This is a genomic window from Deefgea piscis (assembly GCF_013284055.1).
GTDB lineage: Bacteria > Pseudomonadota > Gammaproteobacteria > Burkholderiales > Chitinibacteraceae > Deefgea > Deefgea piscis.
Genome location: NZ_CP054143.1, coordinates 2,077,547 through 2,095,904 on the forward strand (window position 1 = coordinate 2,077,547; position 18,358 = coordinate 2,095,904).

The 18,358-nt window shown below is 47.1% G+C and carries 12 protein-coding genes; 5 read left to right on the forward strand and 7 right to left on the reverse strand.

Going from position 1 to position 18,358, the window contains the following annotated elements; all coding sequences use genetic code 11:
- Positions 1-304 precede the first annotated feature (304 nt).
- Entirely contained in the window at positions 305-1,624 is a 1,320-nt protein-coding gene (locus HQN60_RS09745; protein WP_173533457.1) for a sodium-dependent transporter, read from the forward strand.
- 65 nt (positions 1,625-1,689) lie between these two features.
- Here the strand turns inward: HQN60_RS09745 and HQN60_RS09750 are convergent, their stop codons facing one another.
- On the reverse strand, positions 1,690-2,394 hold the full coding sequence (locus HQN60_RS09750) for an oligogalacturonate-specific porin KdgM family protein (protein ID WP_173533458.1): 705 nt from the start codon (positions 2,392-2,394) through the stop codon (positions 1,690-1,692).
- Positions 2,395-2,837: 443 nt separating this feature from the next.
- Between HQN60_RS09750 and HQN60_RS09755 the strand changes: the two genes are divergently transcribed.
- Positions 2,838-3,527, forward strand: coding sequence for a DUF502 domain-containing protein (locus HQN60_RS09755; protein ID WP_217390095.1), 690 nt, complete (start codon positions 2,838-2,840; stop codon positions 3,525-3,527).
- Between the two features lie 74 nt (positions 3,528-3,601).
- Here the strand turns inward: HQN60_RS09755 and HQN60_RS09760 are convergent, their stop codons facing one another.
- The 3 genes from HQN60_RS09760 to HQN60_RS09770 all read right to left on the reverse strand — a co-directional run bounded on the left by HQN60_RS09760 (position 3,602) and on the right by HQN60_RS09770 (position 6,528).
- Positions 3,602-4,663, reverse strand: coding sequence for a M29 family metallopeptidase (locus HQN60_RS09760; protein ID WP_173533459.1), 1,062 nt, complete (start codon positions 4,661-4,663; stop codon positions 3,602-3,604).
- 56 nt (positions 4,664-4,719) lie between these two features.
- The gene (locus HQN60_RS09765; RefSeq protein ID WP_173533460.1) at positions 4,720-4,929 is read right to left on the reverse strand and encodes a VF530 family protein; all 210 of its coding nucleotides are present in this window, start codon (positions 4,927-4,929) and stop codon (positions 4,720-4,722) included.
- 456 nt (positions 4,930-5,385) lie between these two features.
- The gene (locus HQN60_RS09770; RefSeq protein WP_373281522.1) at positions 5,386-6,528 is read right to left on the reverse strand and encodes a D-alanyl-D-alanine carboxypeptidase family protein; all 1,143 of its coding nucleotides are present in this window, start codon (positions 6,526-6,528) and stop codon (positions 5,386-5,388) included.
- Positions 6,529-6,740: 212 nt separating this feature from the next.
- On the opposite strand from HQN60_RS09770, the gene HQN60_RS09775 reads away from it, so the two are divergent.
- The gene (locus HQN60_RS09775) at positions 6,741-7,046 is read left to right on the forward strand and encodes a hypothetical protein (protein ID WP_173533461.1); all 306 of its coding nucleotides are present in this window, start codon (positions 6,741-6,743) and stop codon (positions 7,044-7,046) included.
- A 69-nt stretch (positions 7,047-7,115) separates the two neighbouring features.
- Here the strand turns inward: HQN60_RS09775 and HQN60_RS09780 are convergent, their stop codons facing one another.
- Positions 7,116-9,989 (reverse strand): ImpA family metalloprotease, encoded by a 2,874-nt coding sequence (locus HQN60_RS09780; RefSeq protein ID WP_173533462.1) that lies wholly within the window; start codon positions 9,987-9,989, stop codon positions 7,116-7,118.
- Positions 9,990-10,089: 100 nt separating this feature from the next.
- On the opposite strand from HQN60_RS09780, the gene HQN60_RS09785 reads away from it, so the two are divergent.
- Both HQN60_RS09785 and HQN60_RS09790 read left to right on the forward strand, forming a co-directional pair.
- A complete protein-coding gene (locus tag HQN60_RS09785; protein ID WP_173533463.1) occupies positions 10,090-11,856 on the forward strand; it encodes a helix-turn-helix domain-containing protein in 1,767 nt (588 codons plus the stop codon).
- 243 nt (positions 11,857-12,099) lie between these two features.
- Positions 12,100-13,722 (forward strand): methyl-accepting chemotaxis protein, encoded by a 1,623-nt coding sequence (locus tag HQN60_RS09790; RefSeq protein WP_217390097.1) that lies wholly within the window; start codon positions 12,100-12,102, stop codon positions 13,720-13,722.
- Positions 13,723-13,769: 47 nt separating this feature from the next.
- Here the strand turns inward: HQN60_RS09790 and HQN60_RS09795 are convergent, their stop codons facing one another.
- Positions 13,770-15,185: an efflux transporter outer membrane subunit gene (locus tag HQN60_RS09795; protein ID WP_173533464.1), complete on the reverse strand. Its 1,416-nt coding sequence runs from the start codon at positions 15,183-15,185 to the stop codon at positions 13,770-13,772.
- The gene (locus HQN60_RS09800) at positions 15,182-18,355 is read right to left on the reverse strand and encodes an efflux RND transporter permease subunit (RefSeq protein WP_173533465.1); all 3,174 of its coding nucleotides are present in this window, start codon (positions 18,353-18,355) and stop codon (positions 15,182-15,184) included. The genes HQN60_RS09795 and HQN60_RS09800 overlap by 4 nt, the downstream gene beginning before the upstream one ends.
- Between the last annotated feature and the right edge of the window lie 3 nt (positions 18,356-18,358).

Sequence of the window (18,358 nt, forward strand, 5' to 3'; positions counted from 1 at the left end):
TTTAGATTGGATTTAATTTGAATTGATATTGAGTTGGCCGGTTTGGGTAATGCCCATTTTGGCGCTAGAGCTGGCTTGACACCTGATGGGGATACGCTTGAACATAGCGTCATGTTACTGAATTCGACCCCTGCGTATTTTTCTTATTATTATCTGGCTCGCCAACCGGCAGCCCGATGGGTCGCGTTCATTTAAATTACACCAAATGAATGATCCAAGGCCGCCGTAATGGGCGGCCTTGTTGCATTTGCGCCGCCCAAAAACGTCTGTCTGGATCTGCATTGTTGGTTTACGACAAAGGATCATGATGACAACTCGTTCGACTTGGGGCTCTAAGCTGGGTTTTATTTTGGCGGCCGCTGGCTCGGCCATTGGTTTGGGCGCGATTTGGAAATTCCCCTATGTCACCGCGATGAATGGCGGTGGCGTGTTTATTTTATTATTCCTGTTGTTTAGTTTTACCCTCGGCTTGGCGCAGATGATGATCGAATTAACACTGGGCCGCAGCGCGCAAACCGGGCCGGTGGGCATGTTTGGCCAATTAGCGGGTAAGGCTTGGCCGCTGATTGGCTTGATGGGGGTTTTTGCCGGCTTTGTTTTATATAGTTTTTACAGTGTGATTGGTGGCTGGACTATTGGGTATTTGGCGCTAGCTATTGATGGCAGTGTCGTTACTAGCAATACCCAAATATTAAAGTCTATTTTTACTGGCTTTGTATCGCACAGCTATTGGCCAATTTTGGCGCACGCCGCTTTTGTTTTAGCCACGCTGGGTATTGTGATTGGCGGGGTAGAAAAAGGCATTGAGCGCGCCAGTAAGTTGTTGATGCCGGCGCTGTTGGTGCTGATGTTGATCTTAATTGCTCGGGTGTTAACCCTGCCCGGGGCGTGGGATGGGGTGAAGCTATTTTTTACGCCGGATTTTTCTAAGCTCACGCCGACGATGGCGATGGATGCTTTGGGTTTGGCGTTTTTCTCTTTGTCCTTGGGTACGGGCGGCATGATTGCGTATGGCTCTTACCTTAAGCAGCAAACGCCGGTGTTGCATTCGGCGGCGTGGGTGGTGGGTTTATCGTGCGCGGTGGCGATTTTGGCCGGTTTGATGATTTTCCCGGCGCTACATGTATTTGGTCTCGATCCGGCGGCGGGGCCGGGTTTAACCTTTATGACTATGCCGGTGGTGTTTGCTAGCTTGCCATTGGGGCAGTTGTGGGCGATGGCTTTTTTTGCTTTATTGACGCTGGCGGCGCTGACCTCATCGGTGTCGATGCTTGAATTGATCGCGACGCTATTTTTGGATGAATTTAAATTACCGCGTCGCCCGGTGATTGTCGTGTTGTCGCTGGTGGTGTTTTTGTGTGGTATTCCAGCCTCTTTGTCGTTTGGCCCCTGGGCTGATGTGACTGGGTGGGGGAAAAACATTTTTGAGCTGATGGATTACAGCGTGTCAAATGTCATGATGCCTATTGGTGGGATTGCCGTGGCGCTGTTTGCTGGCTGGCGAGTTTGGCCGCATGTGGCGCAGCATTGTGGTTTAGCGGGCGGAGCATTATGGGGTTTAAAGTGGAGTTGCCGCGTGCTCGCGCCGTTGTTGATTAGCGTGTTATTACTCAAGAATTTATAAAGCTGCCAATAAAAAAACCCAGCCGAGGCTGGGTTTACTTCAAATCTGATCAACAGGAAAATCGATTAGAAGCTGTAAGTGCTACCAAAACGAACGCGCCATTCAGCATCTTGCTGTTTGTTCGCGGTTTCGCCCAAGTAACCGACTTCGGTGTAAACGCGAACTGAAGGCGTTAGTTTGTAACCCAAACCAATGTTGTGTTCGTAGTAGTTGCTGCTGTTGTTCACGTATTCAAAGTCATTGAGTTTGTGATCCATACGGAAGTTGTAGTAACCGCTGGTTTTTTCGTTCAATGTTTTGTGTAACCAGAAGTCAGCACGAATCACTTCGTCGTGTTCAAACTTGCCGTTTAAGTCTTTTTCTGACCAGCCTTTAAAGTCGTAACGCAAACGGCTGTCAAAGCGCCAAGTTGGGGCAAATTCCCAGTTGGCACGTACGTAGGCTTTGTAAGCTTCGCCTTTGTTTTTAACGGTTTGTACCAAGAAACCTGGCTGCAAAGTCACAGCAGCATTGAGTTTGTGTTTGTAATACACTTCAAACTCAGTGTCGGTCCAGTTCATTTGATCAATACCTTCACCTGGCAGGCTGGTATTGCTCATAGTGTACTCAACACCACCACCAAAACCATTGGCCATTTCGTGGCTCAATAAGAAGCGTGATTCGTATTTTTCGCTACCCGTTTTGTAGCCGCCACGGAAGTCGATGCTAGTTGCATGTGCTTGAATGGCAATTGCGCTGCAAGCTAGAGCGACAAGGTATTTAATCTTCATGGTTTAAATTCTCGAATAAAGTAGAAAGTGAAATGGCAGTGCCATTAGTTCGATCATAATTCGCTTATATTTGGCGGGTAAATGGTATTTATTACAATTTTGTAGGTGTTTTGCGAATTTGTTTAATGTTTCGTTGCTTGTCAGAAATTGGAAATAAAAAGATAATTTGAGGTAATAAAATAGTTTGTTTGAATTACACATATAAAAACGATTGTTGCAAAATTGATTCATTAATTTAAATTGTATTGCCATGACTGACATTAATAATGTAATCGCTTTGAAATAATTAAATATGCCATTTAATTATTGCGGATGCGTAGAATGGATTGATAAAAAACACATTTGTTAGATTTAATTTTAATTGCGCGATGACGCGCAAGTGCTTTGCCACTGTAGAATGCAGGTCTGCAGTTCAGATTGTCGTCGTCATCAATGGAGTTGTGATGCTGTTACAGCGTGGTTTAAAAAGTGTGTTGACCACTTGGTTGTCGGGGCTATTGGCTTTGCTGCCTTTTTTACTCACTATTTCGCTGTTGGCGTGGGTGGTGAATTTACTCAATGATTATTTAGGGCCAAAAAGTCTGGTTGGGCAGTTGTTTTCGATTATTGGCCAGCCGGTGGTGGATCATCCGGTATTTGGTTATTTAATTGGTTGGGTGATGCTGCTGGGGGCGATTTATCCCTTGGGTATTTTGGTGCGCTCACGACTGAAAAAACCATTGGCGGCACTGGTTGATAGTACGGTGCGGCGCATTCCGGTGATTGGTAGTTTTTATAATATGGCCGATCGCTTTGTTGGTTTGCTCGATCAAAAGCAAGATGCCGATATTGGCGCCATGAGCCCAGTGTGGTGCTTGTTTGGTGGGGATGGGGTGGCGGTCTTGGCTTTGATGCCCAATCCCGTGCCGATTGAGATTGATGGCCGCGAGTATCAGGCGATTTTAGTGCCTACCGCGCCAGTACCGATTGGGGGGGGCTTGCTGTATATCCCCAAGGAATGGATACGGCCAGCGAATATTGGCGTGGATAAACTGACCAGTATTTATGTGTCGATGGGGATTACACCACCGCCGTCACTGAAAAAAGCCAGCCAAATGGCGCCGGTGATTTATCCTGACCCACGGGCTTTATAAGTTTGATGCTGGCGCAGCGATTGCGCCGAAAGAAAACAACGCCCGAATCAAGTCGGGCGTTTTGTTTTGGGCGCTTATACCACCCACTGACCATCACGGTAGACGACGTCATCGCCAAATTGGACGGAGTCGGTAATGGCAAATACGTCGATATGATATTTGCCTTCGCCGCGTTTGATATGCGGCTTGGCGTAAATACCGTGCTTCATGCCCAGTGATAAATGAATGCCGCACATTCGCTCATAGGTGCCAATATCGCTGACGGTGCGCGCAAAACTAAAGGCGCGGTTCATGCCGAGGCCAAGCTCTCTTACCCAAACCACGCCGCCTTCATCGGCGCGAATCATCGCCAGCATGGCGTCAAATTCAGGGGTGGAGTCGATGACGTCAATGACTTGGCTTTTTTCAATCACCAAGGTGATGGGCGTAGCGGGGCGGTTAACGCGAAAGCGGGTGTCGCCAAAAATAAAAATCCGCACCCGACCATGCACTAAATCTAAATCCGCCGCTTCGGTAAACACTTCACCCAATGGAAATTGCCCACCGGTGTTATTCATCTGGCGGTAGTCGCCAATATTGAGTTTGGCCGATTCAAATGGTGTTGCAAAAATCAGTTGATTGCCTGCACCGCTGTCGATCATACCGTGTGGTGCGGCATCGATTTTGGCTTTGAGCGCATGGCCAACATCGCGGTAATAGCCAGGATCGTACGCTAATGAGTCGATGTAGTAGGCGACTTCTGCGCCGGGCATTCGACCCAAGTGGGGATGCTCAATGACTTTGAGGCTGCGTTTAAAGAGCTCAACGCGAATCCGAAATGCTTCCAGGCGAAAGTGCGTCGATTGCACCAATACGACTAAGTCTTTGGCGGCGAGATCGGCAAATTCGGCCAGCACTTGCTCGGGTGTGCTGTGGTCAAAATCAATAAAATGAGCATGCGGTAGGCAATGGCGGTAGGCTGCGGTGAGGGTGACGGCCAATTCGCTGCGAGTATCAAATACCACCACCGCTTTTTCTGCCGCGCTGTGTTCAAAGGCAATGCGCAGTACATCGCTTAAATGCTGCTGGGCAAGCGCCACTAGCGCGCTGGACGCGGTGAAAGTATGGATTTCGGGATTGCTGCTTGAGTCGTTCATCGTTGGCTTGGCTTATCAAATTAAATGGCAAAAATAGGGCTGATTGGCCGCTGCGCTTAGCGCCGCATGCGTGCATCGAGTTGCTCAACTTGTGCGCGCGCCCATGGCGTACGGCGCAAAAAAGTTAGGCTGGATTTGATCGATGGGTCATTAGAAAAACACTTGATCGGAATACGGCGAGCGAGTTCTTCCCAGCCAAAATGATCGACTAAGTCGGTGAGCATTTTTTCTAGTGTAATGCCATGCTGCGGGTCTTGGTTGTACATACTGCGGTCCTTGATTGGGATTATTTTTAACCCATTTAGTTCATTATTGAGCGTGGTTCAGATTGGGGGTTGATGCTGTGCCGCGCTCGTCGTTCTGGGGCTTAATCACCCGTTCAAGCGCACCGAGTGAGGAGTGAGACAAACAGCTTTACCGTTTGGCTCACGATCGATCGAGGGCATCGGGGACCGATGCGCGCTCGGGTCGCCTTTCTTTCCCCCTCTTTCTTTGGCGAATCAAAGAAAGAGGGTCCCCGTCGCGGACTGCGACTGTAAACAGCCGTGCCGCAGGCACTTAAAACCATTAACACATAATCTGAGCTTCACTCGTAATTAATAGGTATCTTTCACTATGACTTATGGTATGAGCGCTAGCGGCATATACCCATTGTTAATATTGAATTAATAAAAAAGCCCAACTGCGCGTTGGGCTCATGGTCGCTAGGGCGGGTGGTTTAATTAGTTAAATAAACCTTTCCACCACAAACGAATCGTATCCCATGCACGGCCAAAAATATTGGCTTCTTCAACTGAAGCAATCGCTACCACTTTGCGTTCAGAGAGGACCTTGCCGTCTAAGCTGATTTTCATCGTGCCGACCACTTGGCCTTCTTTGATCGGTGCCATTAAAGGCTGTTGGCTCACTAAATCAATTTTAAGTTTTGCTGCATCGCCTTTGGGTACGGTGATGTATTGGTCTTGCATAAAGCCAACGCCAACGGTGTCGGCTTTACCTTTCCATACCGGTACTTGCTGTACGGCTTGTTTGGCGGCGTAAAGGCGTGGCGTTTCAAAAAATTGTGCACCCCAGTTAAGCAGTTTTGACGACTCGGTGGCGCGAACTTCAGGGCTGGTGGTGCCGACAACGACTGAAATCAAGCGGCGGCCATCGCGTTTACTTGAGGCCACCAGATTGTAGCCTGCTGCGTTGGTGTGGCCGGTTTTCATGCCGTCAACAAAAGGGTCGCGGTAGAGCAATAAATTGCGATTAGGCTGGCTGATGTTGTTGTACTTGAATTCTTTAATGCCGTAAATCGGATAGTACTCTGGGAAATCATTGATTATTGCTGTGGCTAAACGGCCTAAATCACTGGTGGTGACCAATAAAGCGGGGTCGGGTAAACCGGTGCTATTGGTAAAGAATGAGTTGTGTAGACCAAGGCGCTTGGCTTCTTTATTCATTAATTGTGCAAACACTTCTTCGCTGCCGGCAATGGCTTCGGCCAAAGTCACACAAGCGTCGTTACCACTTTGCACGATCATGCCTTTGATCAGGTCATCCACGGTGGCAGGGACTTTAGGGTCCAAATACATGCGCGAGCCTTCAGTGCGCCAGCCTTTATCAGACACCAAGAGCGTTTGGTCGAGTTTGAGTTTGCCTTCTTTCACCATTTTAAAGGTGATATAGGCGGTCATCATTTTAGTGAGCGATGCCGGCTCGATTTTCATGTCCGGATCACGCGCAGCCAGTACTTGGCCGCTTTGCTTGTCGTAGAGGTAATACGACTTGGCCGCAATTTCGGGAACCGGCGGCACAAAAGCGTGGGCAAGGCTAGGTAGAGCGATTAGGGCGGCAATCAGGCTGGTTTTCATCGAATTCATGGCTATTTAAAAGTGAGTCGGAGCACAAAGGACAGATTATACGGCGTTTAGTGCCGCGAAAACTGTGATTGAATGCCTTTTGCTGCGTTGAAAATTTACATTCACAATAAGCTTGAATGCATTGCGACAAAATACCTCATTTTTTTGGCAATTGGTCACGGGGGATTGGGCCGAGCTTTGCGAAAATGCGGCTCCTAACCAAGGAGTTGCTGATGCGATATTTGTTTATGTTGTCTTTTTTTGTGTTGCAGCCGGCGATGGCGATGATTTGGCCTTGGCCGATGAATGGCAAAGTGATTAATTATAGTATTTTGCCCGTTGCCGTTTGGGATGGTGAGCATGGTATCTATACGCTAGCGGCCGGCACTTTTAGTGGCAAGCAATCAGATATTGATCATGTTTTTGATTTTGGCAGCTTTCGTTGGTGCAAGATTGGCCCGAGCACGGTGATTGTGAATCGCCAAGGTGAAGTGGAGTCTTGCCCCAAATGGGTGAGTGGACCTGGTGCTGCGAGTTAATTTCAGATCAGAATAAAAAAACAGCGCCGACAACCTTTGATTAAGGTCGTCGGGCGCTGTGATTCAAGTTTAAAACGGATAGTTCGGAGTTTGACCAGCGAGGTTGAGCCAAACACCGGTACTGACTTGGTTGTACTTGCTGGTTGCGAGTGCGTAAAAAGTTTCCGGTAAAACTTCAAGTCCCAAGGCCGCGACGGAGCTGATTGCGGTGGGGGTGAGTGTGATGCCATACATGGCAAAGATGTTTTTTAAGTCTTTGCCGATGATTTTTGAGCTTAAAACATAGAGCAAATCTGGGTTGTTAATCTTATTATCGGCATAGCTGCCCATCGCATATTTGCCTTTATTATTGGCATCCCATGCGCGGCTCACCAAGCGATCGCCCTTGGTCAGTAGCGTGAAATAATCCAGACTCGCTTCCATACTCGGCGTGGCTTCACCGATGCGATATTTACTAAACAAAAACGCCAATTGAAAGTGCACGGCGCGCATTGGATCTTGGGCTGCCATGGTCCAAAGTCGTTTTTGCATATCGAGGATTTTGGCGTCGCCACTTAATCCAGTTGCTCGATTGGCAATAATGTATTGATACAGTAATGGGTGGTTGGTGGTATGCCCTGTATCTACGCCGAGCGTTTTAAATTGTCGCATCATTTGTGCGCTGGCGAGGATGTTGTTATTGCATTCAACGACACAACCTTGGCCATTAAAATCAATACTCATCACGCGTTGCACCGTGTTGTGACCGAGCTCGTGCGCGTGTCCCCAGCCGGTGCCACTGATACCCGCAAAGCCATCGGATGGATTGCCCGAGCAAAGAAATCCACATTGAGCGATCCAACCAACAAAGTGCTGCACGCTCGGTGCGCGATGAATTGGCCCATCACACTGCCAACCAAACTGAGTACATAGCTGCGATACATTGGCCGACATCGGCATATTGCTATAGCCATTGGCGATGTGATTGCTATCAAACAAACTACCTTTGACTTGATCAAGGATATACACCTTCGGGTCGATATTGCCCATCGCTTGATTGGCGTAATTGATCGTTTGTTGGATTTCTCCCCCGACAAATTTCGCCGTTTGCCAGCCAAAGTCTTTGCGTTTGAGTGCGGCAACGGCCTCATTAATTTCAGCGTCGCTTTGCGGCTTGGTAAAGTCAAAGTGCGCATATTTGGCTGCGCCACGAATTTTTAGCGTGACGGTTTGCCCTGCCGCTGCGCCGCCGTAGTTGAGGTAGAGCGGACCACCAAATGGTGACACAAAGACGGTGGCTTTCGTCGTATTCAGTGGAATCGCAAATGACTGTGGACGGCGTGGGCGTTTATAACCTTCGGCCACATTGTCGGTGAGTGGATTGCCAAAGGCGCGCACATGGTTGGTTTGCATGCTTAGATTCGCGCCGCCTTTTTCTAGCACTTCGATGTAAACCGGTTTGCCGGGTATTGCGGCACGGCCAATGGCAGTGGTGCCACCAGTTTGGGCAATGGTAACGTCGATGATTTCATCGCTTTGGCTGACGGGGATGCTTTGTGCGGCAACCGGCATAAAGTCACCTTGGCCAGCTGCGGCAAAAGTGGTGTAGCTGCGGTTATAAGCGAGCCAAGAGTCTGAAGCGTAGGTGCGTAAAAATTCGTCGGGATTGCTGGTGCGATTGATTTTTCCGTATTGAATAGTTGGACGATAAAGGTCGGCCCAGAGAATGAGTAAGCGATGTAAATCAGTTGCGGGCTCAGCAAAAAAATCGATACCGCCACTTTGTAGTGTGGCTATTTCGTTATGAATTTGGCTGATGGCTGAGGTGGCGCGAGTATCTGTCGCTAAGTCGACGCTGAGATTGTCTGTGCTCATTTGTTCTAGCGCTTTATTGAGTCCTCCCATCTGGTCGTTGCGTTGTAGTGTGTCGGCGATGGTGCGGTTGCCGTTCACCGATACGCCGGCTGCACCGGCATAGTAATTGCCAGGGTAGCCACCGAGGTCCATCCCCATCGCTTTGGCTACTTTGCGGCCACCGCCAGAGTCAATCCAATTGGGGTGCATATAAATAATGGCTTTGCCGCTGGCTTGGTATTGACGTACCAAATTATTTAAATTGGCATCATCTCTAACACCAGCACCAAACACCAGTACATCGGCATTTTGCCAGCAGGTATTGCCGCTGAGCGTTAAATCACAGCTAATGGTTTCGGGCTTTTTACCCAATAAAGTGATGAATTTGCTTACTGTTGCTGCGTCATAGCCAGCGGTGGCAAATTTAAGCGTTTCAGGCAGTGGACCCGTTGCTTTGCCGGTCACAACCCAATTGAATGCGCGGGTAAACAGTGGCAAGTGCTGAGTTTCTCGAGATTTATCAGCCATCCATTGCAGCATATTCACGCCATAAGCTAGGCCACGTCCTTTGCCATATTGCGAGATGGCGGCCATGCCACTGCCGTCGTCAGCAACAATCAGCGGAGTCGCCATGGTGGAAATGGAGCGGTTAATTTCGATGCTATTGGTTGTGTGGTTGAGCGCTAGATTTAATGTGCGATCACCATAAATATCAGCCATCGCGGCGGTTTGTTGCTGTTGGTACTGGCCTGCAGTTTGTTGTGATAAACGCAGTAAGGTTGGCATATCGCTGCTTTTGAGGCCTTGGACGCTACCGGTTTTTAGCGCGACTTCGATTGGGTCGGGGATCGGCTCTATGGTTGGTGCAGGTGTGGGTTGGGCTGTGGGTTCTGAGCTTGGACTGACACCGGGGGCTGCGCTTGGTCCGATTCCTATATTGCCACCGTCAGTGCTGCCTCCACCAGTTAAAGGTGGGCTGCCATCAGTACCGCCACCGCCACCGCATGCTGTTAATATCAGTAAGAGTATGGCGCTGCCGAAGTATTTGGGATTCATAATTTCGCTCTGGGTATTGAAATAAATAACAGCAATGCCGCTGCTGTTGGGCATTTGTCAGTGTTTTTCTTTCATCATATTGAATGTAAGAATATTCTGATATGCTGTTTCGTACTATTTTTATGACATTTATGTTCATTGTCTTGGGGGAAGTTTGTCAGCACGGCAACATCAAACGGTGCAACTACGCCATTTGCAGGGCTTATATGTACGCTATCGTGATCGTCCTGCTTTATTAAGTGAACTCGAGTATTTGTTTGGTTTGCGCCAAGTGGCATCCGATAATTTGTCAGAAATCGCTGCCGAATCGGCTTTGCAATTGAATGAATACTTACACGCCTTGGGTGATCCTCATGCCATGAGTTGGGTGGCAAGTCAGATTGATTTGGCCGCCGGCGATGGTTTTATCTATTACTTACGCAGCGCGAATGTGTTAGAGACGGCGATTGCCGAGTTGTTGCGTTTTGCACCGATGTTGTTTCCCGATGGTGATATGCGTGTTGTGACTGAGGCAGAGCAATGGCAAATTCAATTTTCACCGTTGCCGCAGTCTGATCGTTTGGGCGGCTTGCTGCGCTATGAGGCGATTGTCGTGTGGCTAATCCGAGCGGTGAGTTGTATTTTGGGCGCTGATATCCGCCCTCTGTCGATGCAAGTCATGACGGCCAAGATGGGGTCTACTGAGCTAGAGACGATTTGCGCGACGCCAATTGTTTATCAGGCTGAATGTTTTAGCGTGGCATGGCCTACGTCATATTTGCAGAGCAAACTGCCTGGTTTTAGTGCGAGCTTGCATTCCACTTTGCAAGCCATGTTCAATCAACGATTCCAGCATTTTCAGGCGCAACATACTTTGCTGTGGCGCACTTGGCAGCATTTATCTCGAGGGCAGCAGTTGGCTTGGGCTGATTTAGCCAATACTGCGCATGCCTTAGGTTTAAGTAGCGCTTCATTTCGTCGCCAACTGAGTTTAGAGGGGACGAGCTTTCGCCAAATTAGTGTGCAAATGAAGCGTAATCGAGCGATTCATGCGTTGTTGGATTCTAAGATTCGTCTTGAAGACCTTGCCCATTCTTTGGGTTTTGCCGAAAGAAGTACTTTTGAGCGTGCATTTGGGCTGTGGTTTACTTGGTCGCCAAGTCAATTTCGTCGCGAGTTGAATCGATCATTTCCGCATCGACACCGTGCAAAGTGGCATGTTGCAGAGGCTTGGTCTTTTGCTGAATGCCACTCTAAGCGATTGGATGAGGCTTTGGATCAAGAGCTGGTTGTGTTGTCGAAGTTGGCGCCATATTGGCTAGATAATCCAAAACATACCGCTTTATTATTGGTTGAGTTAAATCTGTTAGAAATTGATTTTAATAAGGGTATGCATGAGTTTGCTAAGTTTGAATATAGCTTGGAGGCCTATACCTATCGAAATCTCTTGTGTTCTTCGCGAGGCATCCCGCAATCTTTAGAGCAAGAGCAGTATCAGCGAGCATTGCTGGTGGCTAATTTTTCACGGGCGGTGCTTGAAGATTGCGCATTTGCCACCTTGGATGCTGAGCATGGGCTTATGGTTTGGGCGGCTTATTTTCATCGACTAGCAACACCGCTTGAAGATTTACCGTTCGCTGAGCATTGTCGCCGTAGTGCCTTATTGCTGATTTTGTGGGGAGTGAACCCTGATGTACTGTCGTATTTATTGCGCTGGTCAAACAATGCAACGCTTGTTTCTGATTATTTAGAACACGCCTTAGATTATTTGTCCGCGCGATTAGATCAACAATCTCTAGCTTATGGTTGTTGGCGCGTTGAGTTTGGGCAACAAAATCAAGTTTATTCGCAGTGGGATTTACTTTTAAAGCAGATTAATCATCGGCTTGAAAGTCCTTATTTCGCCCATTTATGCGATCTTGAATCATTCACGCTGATTTAATTTATTGATAATTATTCGTATTGATGTTGACTTGTTTTAATCGCTATCGATGATTGAGAGTGGTTTGCTAGATGTCTTGAGTTTTGCTTGCAGTCGCTTGAGATAAAGCGGATGTGGCATGTTTATTTTAAGACATTGCCGAAATGTACTAAATCTATATCGAATTTGCTATACCCATGTCATTTTAAATTGAGTATTCTAGCGGGAGGGGTTTCTGAATATAATAATTAAATGGAAATAATCATGTTAATGTCTTTGAAAATTCGTACTCGATTGTTGTTATTGAGTATTTTGGCTTTGTCTGGTATGGCCATTATTATGGCGATTGGCCTTTATAATCAAAAGCAAGTCACATTGGACGAGCGAAAGTTTGCCATTAAAAGCCAAGTTGAAACGGCGGTTTCTATTATTAAGCATTATCAGGACTTGAACCGCAGTGGGGTTATGAGCGTCGAGGAAGCGCAAAAATCGGCAATTGCTGCAATGCGCCATGTACGCTACGGTAATGGGGAATCTTTTTTTATTACTGATACGCAGCAGGTATATAAATTATCGCCGAATAAACCTGAGTTTGAAGGGCAAAATAAAAGTACATTGCAGGACAAAAAAGGTAAATTCTTATTGCAGGATTTAACCCGCGCTGCGCAACAAGGTGGCGGTTATGTTGACTATTATTTTAGCAAACTCGGTAGTACTGAAGCGTTACTCAAAATTTCATATGCGGCATTAATTCCTGAGTGGAATTGGGTCATTGGTACTGGCGTTTATATTGATGATATTGACGCCGAAATGAAAAAGATATTGATTTGGGGATTGATTGAATTAGCGATTTTGGCGATTTTGGTGAGTTTGCTCGCGTGGCTAATTACAGCAAGTATTTTGCGCCAATTAGGGGGCGAGCCAAGCGAGGGGATCAAATTGATGCAGCAGCTGGCGCAAGGTGATTTGCAGTTGAAAATGCAGCAGGCACCAGCGGGGAGTATGTTTGCTTCTTTGGCAGAAATGGCGGCCAGTTTGCGCAAAGTCATGCTGGATGTAAAAAATGATGCGGATGTTTTGAATCAACAAGCCACGCAAATTGCACAATCGAGTCAATCCATTGCCTTGGCGGCCAATCAGCAAACTGATGCAACCAGTGCAATGGCTGCCGCGATGGAAGAGTTGACCGTCAGTATTAGTCATATTTCGGATAGCTCGAGTCTGACAGAGCAGGCATCGCGGCAAGCGACAGCTTTGTCACGTGATGGTGTTGAGCAAGTGGCAATGGCAACAACGACGATGGAGCATATTGCTGCGAGTGTGACACAAGCAAGCGGCCAAATTCGGGCGTTAGACACTCAGGCGAGAGAGATTTCGGGTATTGCCGCGGTCATTAAAGATATTGCAGGACAAACGAATTTATTAGCTTTAAATGCTGCGATTGAGGCCGCACGCGCAGGTGAGCAAGGGCGTGGTTTTGCGGTGGTGGCCGATGAAGTTCGAAAATTAGCAGAACGAACCGCTAGCGCCACAGTGCATATTGAAACCATGCTCAATGCGATTCAAGGTGAAACTGTAAATGTGGTGGCGGTGATGGATGAAGCGATTCCACAGGTTGTTCGTGGGGTGGCGCTGGCGCAACAAGTTAAGCAATCACTGAGCCAAATTCAAGAGGGCGCAGAAGCGACGCTCACGCATTTGCATGAGGTTGCATCAGCAACGCGCGAGCAAAGTTTGGCCAGCAATAGTATTGCGATGCGCGTAGAAGATATTTCGCAAATGGTGGAGAAAACCAGTAGCGCGATTGCGCAAACGGCGCAAAATGCAAGCCAAGTGGAGCAAGTGGCAATTCAACTGAATCGGGTAGTGGGGCAGTTTAAGGTGTAACTAAGCGGCTGTGTTGCTTTATGCAAAGCAACACAGCCGCTGGTTTTTTAATGCAGAGAGGGTTTATTGCTTGATTGCTGATCGAGTTGATTAATCCAATCGCCACCTAGACTGAGATATAAATTCGCCGCACTACTCAGATACGCGACTCGTGCAGAGGTTGCCGATTGCTGAGCTGAATAAGCTTGGCGCTGTGCATCGAGAACGGTTAAATAAGGCGCCAAACCGCCGTTGTATTGCAGTGATGCCAGCGTTGAATATTCCAGATTGGTATTGACCAGCTGGGTCAGTGATTTTAGGGTTTTTCCATCGGCTTGGTAGCTCGATAAAGCATTCTCTACATCAGCAAAAGACTGTTGTATCGTTTGTAGATAGCGCTGCTCTGCCGCTTGAGTTTGTGCTTCGGCGCTTTTGACTTGCCCTTGCGTTGAGCCGCCAGAAAATACGCTGCCACTGGCTTGTGCGGCTAAACTCCAAATCGAGCTACCGGCTTTAAGTAAATTATTCAATTGCTCGCTAACACCGCCAGCTAAACTGGTTAGCGATATTTGCGGGAAGTACTGTGCACGGGCAACGCCTATTTGAGCATTGGCAGCTTCAAGCTGTCTTTCTGCTTCTAAGATGTCAGGGCGATTACTTAATAAGCTAGAAGGTAAGGCACTAGGAATCACCGGTGCGGTTAAGGCATCTAGTGCTTTACCTCGGGTGATCGGCCCTGGATTACGTCCCATTAAAATGGATAGCGCATTTTCGGTACTGACAATGGCTTTTTCTATCGGTGGAATATTGGATTGTGCTTCTTGATATTGGCTTTTGACTTGCTCAAGCGTTATTCGAGCAATCACGCCGTATTTGAATTGCAGTTCGAATAATTCAACCGTGCGTTGATAGCTATTGACCGTATCTTTGGCGATATTGAGTTGTTGGTCTAGGCCGCGTAATTGTAAATACGTTTGCACGGTCGCTCCGGCCACACTCAGTAATACACCACGACGCGCTTGTTTACTCGCCTCCAATTGCGCGTTAGCTGATTCACTTTGCCGGCGCAATCCACCCCATAGGTCGATTTCCCAGTTAACATTCGCTGCCACTTGATAGCTATTGCTAACACGCTGGCTACCTGCTCGTCGCTCGCCGCTAGATAATCCACGCGTGGCACCAGCTTGATAGCCAATAGATGGGTAAAGTGCCGAGCGAGCAACGGTGAGTTGCCCTGCTGCGGCGTTAATATTGGCGAGCGCAATGGCCAGATTTCGGTTGTGTTGCACAGCTTCTTGCACATATTGGTCAAGGATGGGGTCATTAAATTGTCGCCACCATTCAGTATCTAGTGCATCTGGTTGTGCTTTACTTGGTGCATATTGAAAGCTGCTGGGAATGTCTACAGCAGGCCGTTGATAATCTGGGCCAACAGCACAGGCAGAAAGTAAAGTGATGCCCAATAAAGGAGTTAAATATTTCATTGTGGCTGCTCCTCTGTAGGACTTGCATCAGGCTTTGGCTCTGTTGTTGCTTGAGCTGATTTGCTTTTGCTTTTTTCTCGCCAACTTTCAAAGTGATAATAAAACAAAGGTACATAAATTAAAGCGAGTGAGGAAAGTAAAACCATCCCACCGATAATGCCAGTGCCAATCGAGTGGCGAGCATTGGCGCCGCTCCCAGATGCGAGCGCCAAAGGTAATGTGCCTAGCATAAATGCAAGTGAAGTCATGATAATAGCGCGTAAACGTAATTCACCGGCTTCAACTGCTGACTCGAGCAAACTATGACCGGCTTGATGCTGCTTGATTGCAAATTCTACGATCAAAATGGCATTTTTAGCGGCCAAACCAACTAAAACCAATAAACCAATTTGCATATAAACATCATTGTCTAGCCCACGTAACCAAGTAAAACTCAAAGCGCCCAGCAAACCAAAGGGCACGGCACAGATAACGGCGGCAGGCAGCGACCATGATTCAAATAGCGCCGCTAAGATCAGAAAGACCATTAAAATGCCAAGCAAGAAAATATAAATCGAGTCGTTGCCCGAAGTCGTTTCTGAATAAGATAATCCTGCCCATGCGTAACTGTAGCTACTTGGCAAGGTTGCCGCTGCCACTTCTTCTAGGGCTGAGATTGCTTGGCCTGAGCTGTAGCCTGGGTTAGGCGAGCCAATAATGTTGACCGCTGGGAACCCGTTAAAGTGCGACATAATCGTTGGGCCATTAACGAAGCTCATATTCACAACAGCAGATAAAGGCACCATGTCGCCATTCTGTGAACGGGTATAAATTTGGTCAATGTCTTCTGGTTTTTGCCGGTAGCGTGCTTCAGCCTGCATGGTGACATCCCAAACGCGGCTGTACTGATTAAATTGGCTCACCCTTAAAGAGCCAAATTGGGCTTGTAGGGCCGATAAAACATCAGAAATAGGGACGCCAATGAGATTACTTTGCTCGCGGTTTATCGTTACTTTCAATTGTTGACTATTGGCATTAAAGGTACTGGTAAGCCCACCTAATTCCGGTCGTTTACTGGCAGCCGCAACAAATTTTTGTAATACCTGTTGCATTTGTTCTGGTGTATCCGTGCCTTTATTTTGCAACCAAATTTCAAAACCGCCTGAAGTACCGATACCAGGTATAGGAGGAGGGATTAATGGAATAACTGCTCCGCCGGTCATACTCCTCGTATCTTTGGCGATTTGTTGTGTAACGCCAAAAACGGATTCTGATGCAGACTTTCGTTCATCAAATGGTTTTAAACCAATAAATGCAGTTGCTGCATTGGTTTTAACTTGCCCATCGAGCATACTAAAACCATTAATCATGGTGTTGTAACTGACAGCAGGATTGTCACGAATGACTTTATTCAGTTGTTCGCCAGCGCTAATAGTCCTTTGTAAACTGGCTGCCTCGGGCATCATTAAAGCCGCAAGCATATAGCCTTGATCTTCTTGTGGTACAAAGCTGGTTGGTACAATTCTGAATAACTGCCACAAGCCGAGCACCATAATGGCCAAAAGTAAAACGGAAAGCGCCGAGCGACGAATGATCGTATGCGAAATAACACCATATGATTTTGTAAGTCGAGCAAACCAATTATTAAACCAAGCAAAAAAACCTTTGGTTGGTGGAGAGGTGCGTTTGAGTAAGATGGCACAAAGAGTGGGTGTCAGAGTGAGTGCGGTGACACCCGATATCAATACGCCACTTGCAATGGTCGTGGCAAATTGTTTGTAGAGTTGACCTGTGGTACCTGATACAAACAGTGCTGGGATGAAAACGGCAGAAAGAACGAGCGTCATACTTAAAACCGCCCCAGAGACCTCGTCCATTGAAAGTATTGCGGCGTCTTTTACCGACATTTCTGGGTGTTCATGCATGGTATGTTCTACGTGCTCAATGACGACGATCGCATCATCGACCACTAACCCAATTGCGAGTACCAAACCAAACAATGTTAATAAATTAACTGAAAAACCCATTGCCGCTAAGCCAATAAATGCACCGAGTAGGGAAACAATAATTGCAATCGTAGCAATGACAGTGGCTCGAAGGTTTTGCAAGAATAAGTACATCACAAAAATAACGAGCACTAGTGCTTCTAATAATGTAATAACAACTTCTTTAATTGAGTCACGTACAAAATCAGTTGTATCTAATGCAATGGTGTAATCTAAACCACTTGGAAAATCAGCTTTGGCGGTACTGAGTGTCTTCCGAATTGCGTTAGAAACATCAATGCTATTTGCTCCTGCTTGCAGATAAACACCAATCGCAGAGGTGGGACGATTGTTAAATACATTCTCACCTGAATAATATTGTCGACCAAATTCGACTTTTGCTACGTCTTTTAAATGAACAATCGCATTGCCATTTTGGGACGCTTTAATGATCATATTTTCGTAAATGCTTGGGTCGGAAAAAGCACCATCGGTCACGACCGGGAAGGTCATTTCAACTTGCCCTTCATTGGGGGCTTGCCCGATTTGCCCAGCACCAACCAGCGCATTTTGACTGGCAATTGCTGATTTAATATCACTCGTTGTAACGCCTAAAGAGGCCATATTTCGAGGGTTTAACCAAATGCGTATTGCTTGATCTGGCGAGCCAAATAAAGTTGCTTGCCCAGCGCCAGGAACGCGTTTAATCGCATCCATAATATTAATATTGGTATAATTATCGAGCTGGGCTGAAGACATTTTCCCCGATTTATCATAAACAGCAATCACCATTAAAATACTCGATGATTGTTTTTCTACAGAAACACCATTTTGAGAAACAATTGCTGGTAATTGCGGTAATGCGCGATCTACTCGATTTTGTACTTGAACTTGAGCAATATCAGGATCTGTTTCTAGATTGAAGTAAGCCGTAATGGTAATGGTGCCGCTCGATGAGCTGCTTGACTTCATATAAAGTAAATTATCAACCCCAATAATTTGTTGTTCGATAGGGGCGGCGACAGTTTGTGCGACAGTTTGTGCATCAGCGCCAGGATAATTGGCGGTGATTTGTATTTGCACTGGTGCAATCACCGGGTATTGCTCGACGGGCAGGCTATATAGCGCCAACGCACCCACAATTGAAATGACAATGGAAATTACTGCGGCAAAAATTGGCCGTTCAATAAAAAATCGAGAAAACATAGT

Excerpts from the sequence above, each read along its gene's own strand:
- HQN60_RS09745 (WP_173533457.1), top strand. The coding sequence starts at position 305 with ATGATGACAACTCGTTCGACTTGGGGCTCTAAGCTGGGTTTTATTTTG.
- HQN60_RS09750 (WP_173533458.1), bottom strand. The coding sequence starts at position 2,394 with ATGAAGATTAAATACCTTGTCGCTCTAGCTTGCAGCGCAATTGCCATT.
- HQN60_RS09755 (WP_217390095.1), top strand. The coding sequence starts at position 2,838 with ATGCTGTTACAGCGTGGTTTAAAAAGTGTGTTGACCACTTGGTTGTCG.
- HQN60_RS09760 (WP_173533459.1), bottom strand. The coding sequence starts at position 4,663 with ATGAACGACTCAAGCAGCAATCCCGAAATCCATACTTTCACCGCGTCC.
- HQN60_RS09765 (WP_173533460.1), bottom strand. The coding sequence starts at position 4,929 with ATGTACAACCAAGACCCGCAGCATGGCATTACACTAGAAAAAATGCTC.
- HQN60_RS09770 (WP_373281522.1), bottom strand. The coding sequence starts at position 6,528 with ATGAATTCGATGAAAACCAGCCTGATTGCCGCCCTAATCGCTCTACCT.
- HQN60_RS09775 (WP_173533461.1), top strand. The coding sequence starts at position 6,741 with ATGCGATATTTGTTTATGTTGTCTTTTTTTGTGTTGCAGCCGGCGATG.
- HQN60_RS09780 (WP_173533462.1), bottom strand. The coding sequence starts at position 9,989 with ATGCCCAACAGCAGCGGCATTGCTGTTATTTATTTCAATACCCAGAGC.
- HQN60_RS09790 (WP_217390097.1), top strand. The coding sequence starts at position 12,100 with ATGTTAATGTCTTTGAAAATTCGTACTCGATTGTTGTTATTGAGTATT.
- HQN60_RS09795 (WP_173533464.1), bottom strand. The coding sequence starts at position 15,185 with ATGAAATATTTAACTCCTTTATTGGGCATCACTTTACTTTCTGCCTGT.
- HQN60_RS09800 (WP_173533465.1), bottom strand. The coding sequence starts at position 18,355 with ATGTTTTCTCGATTTTTTATTGAACGGCCAATTTTTGCCGCAGTAATT.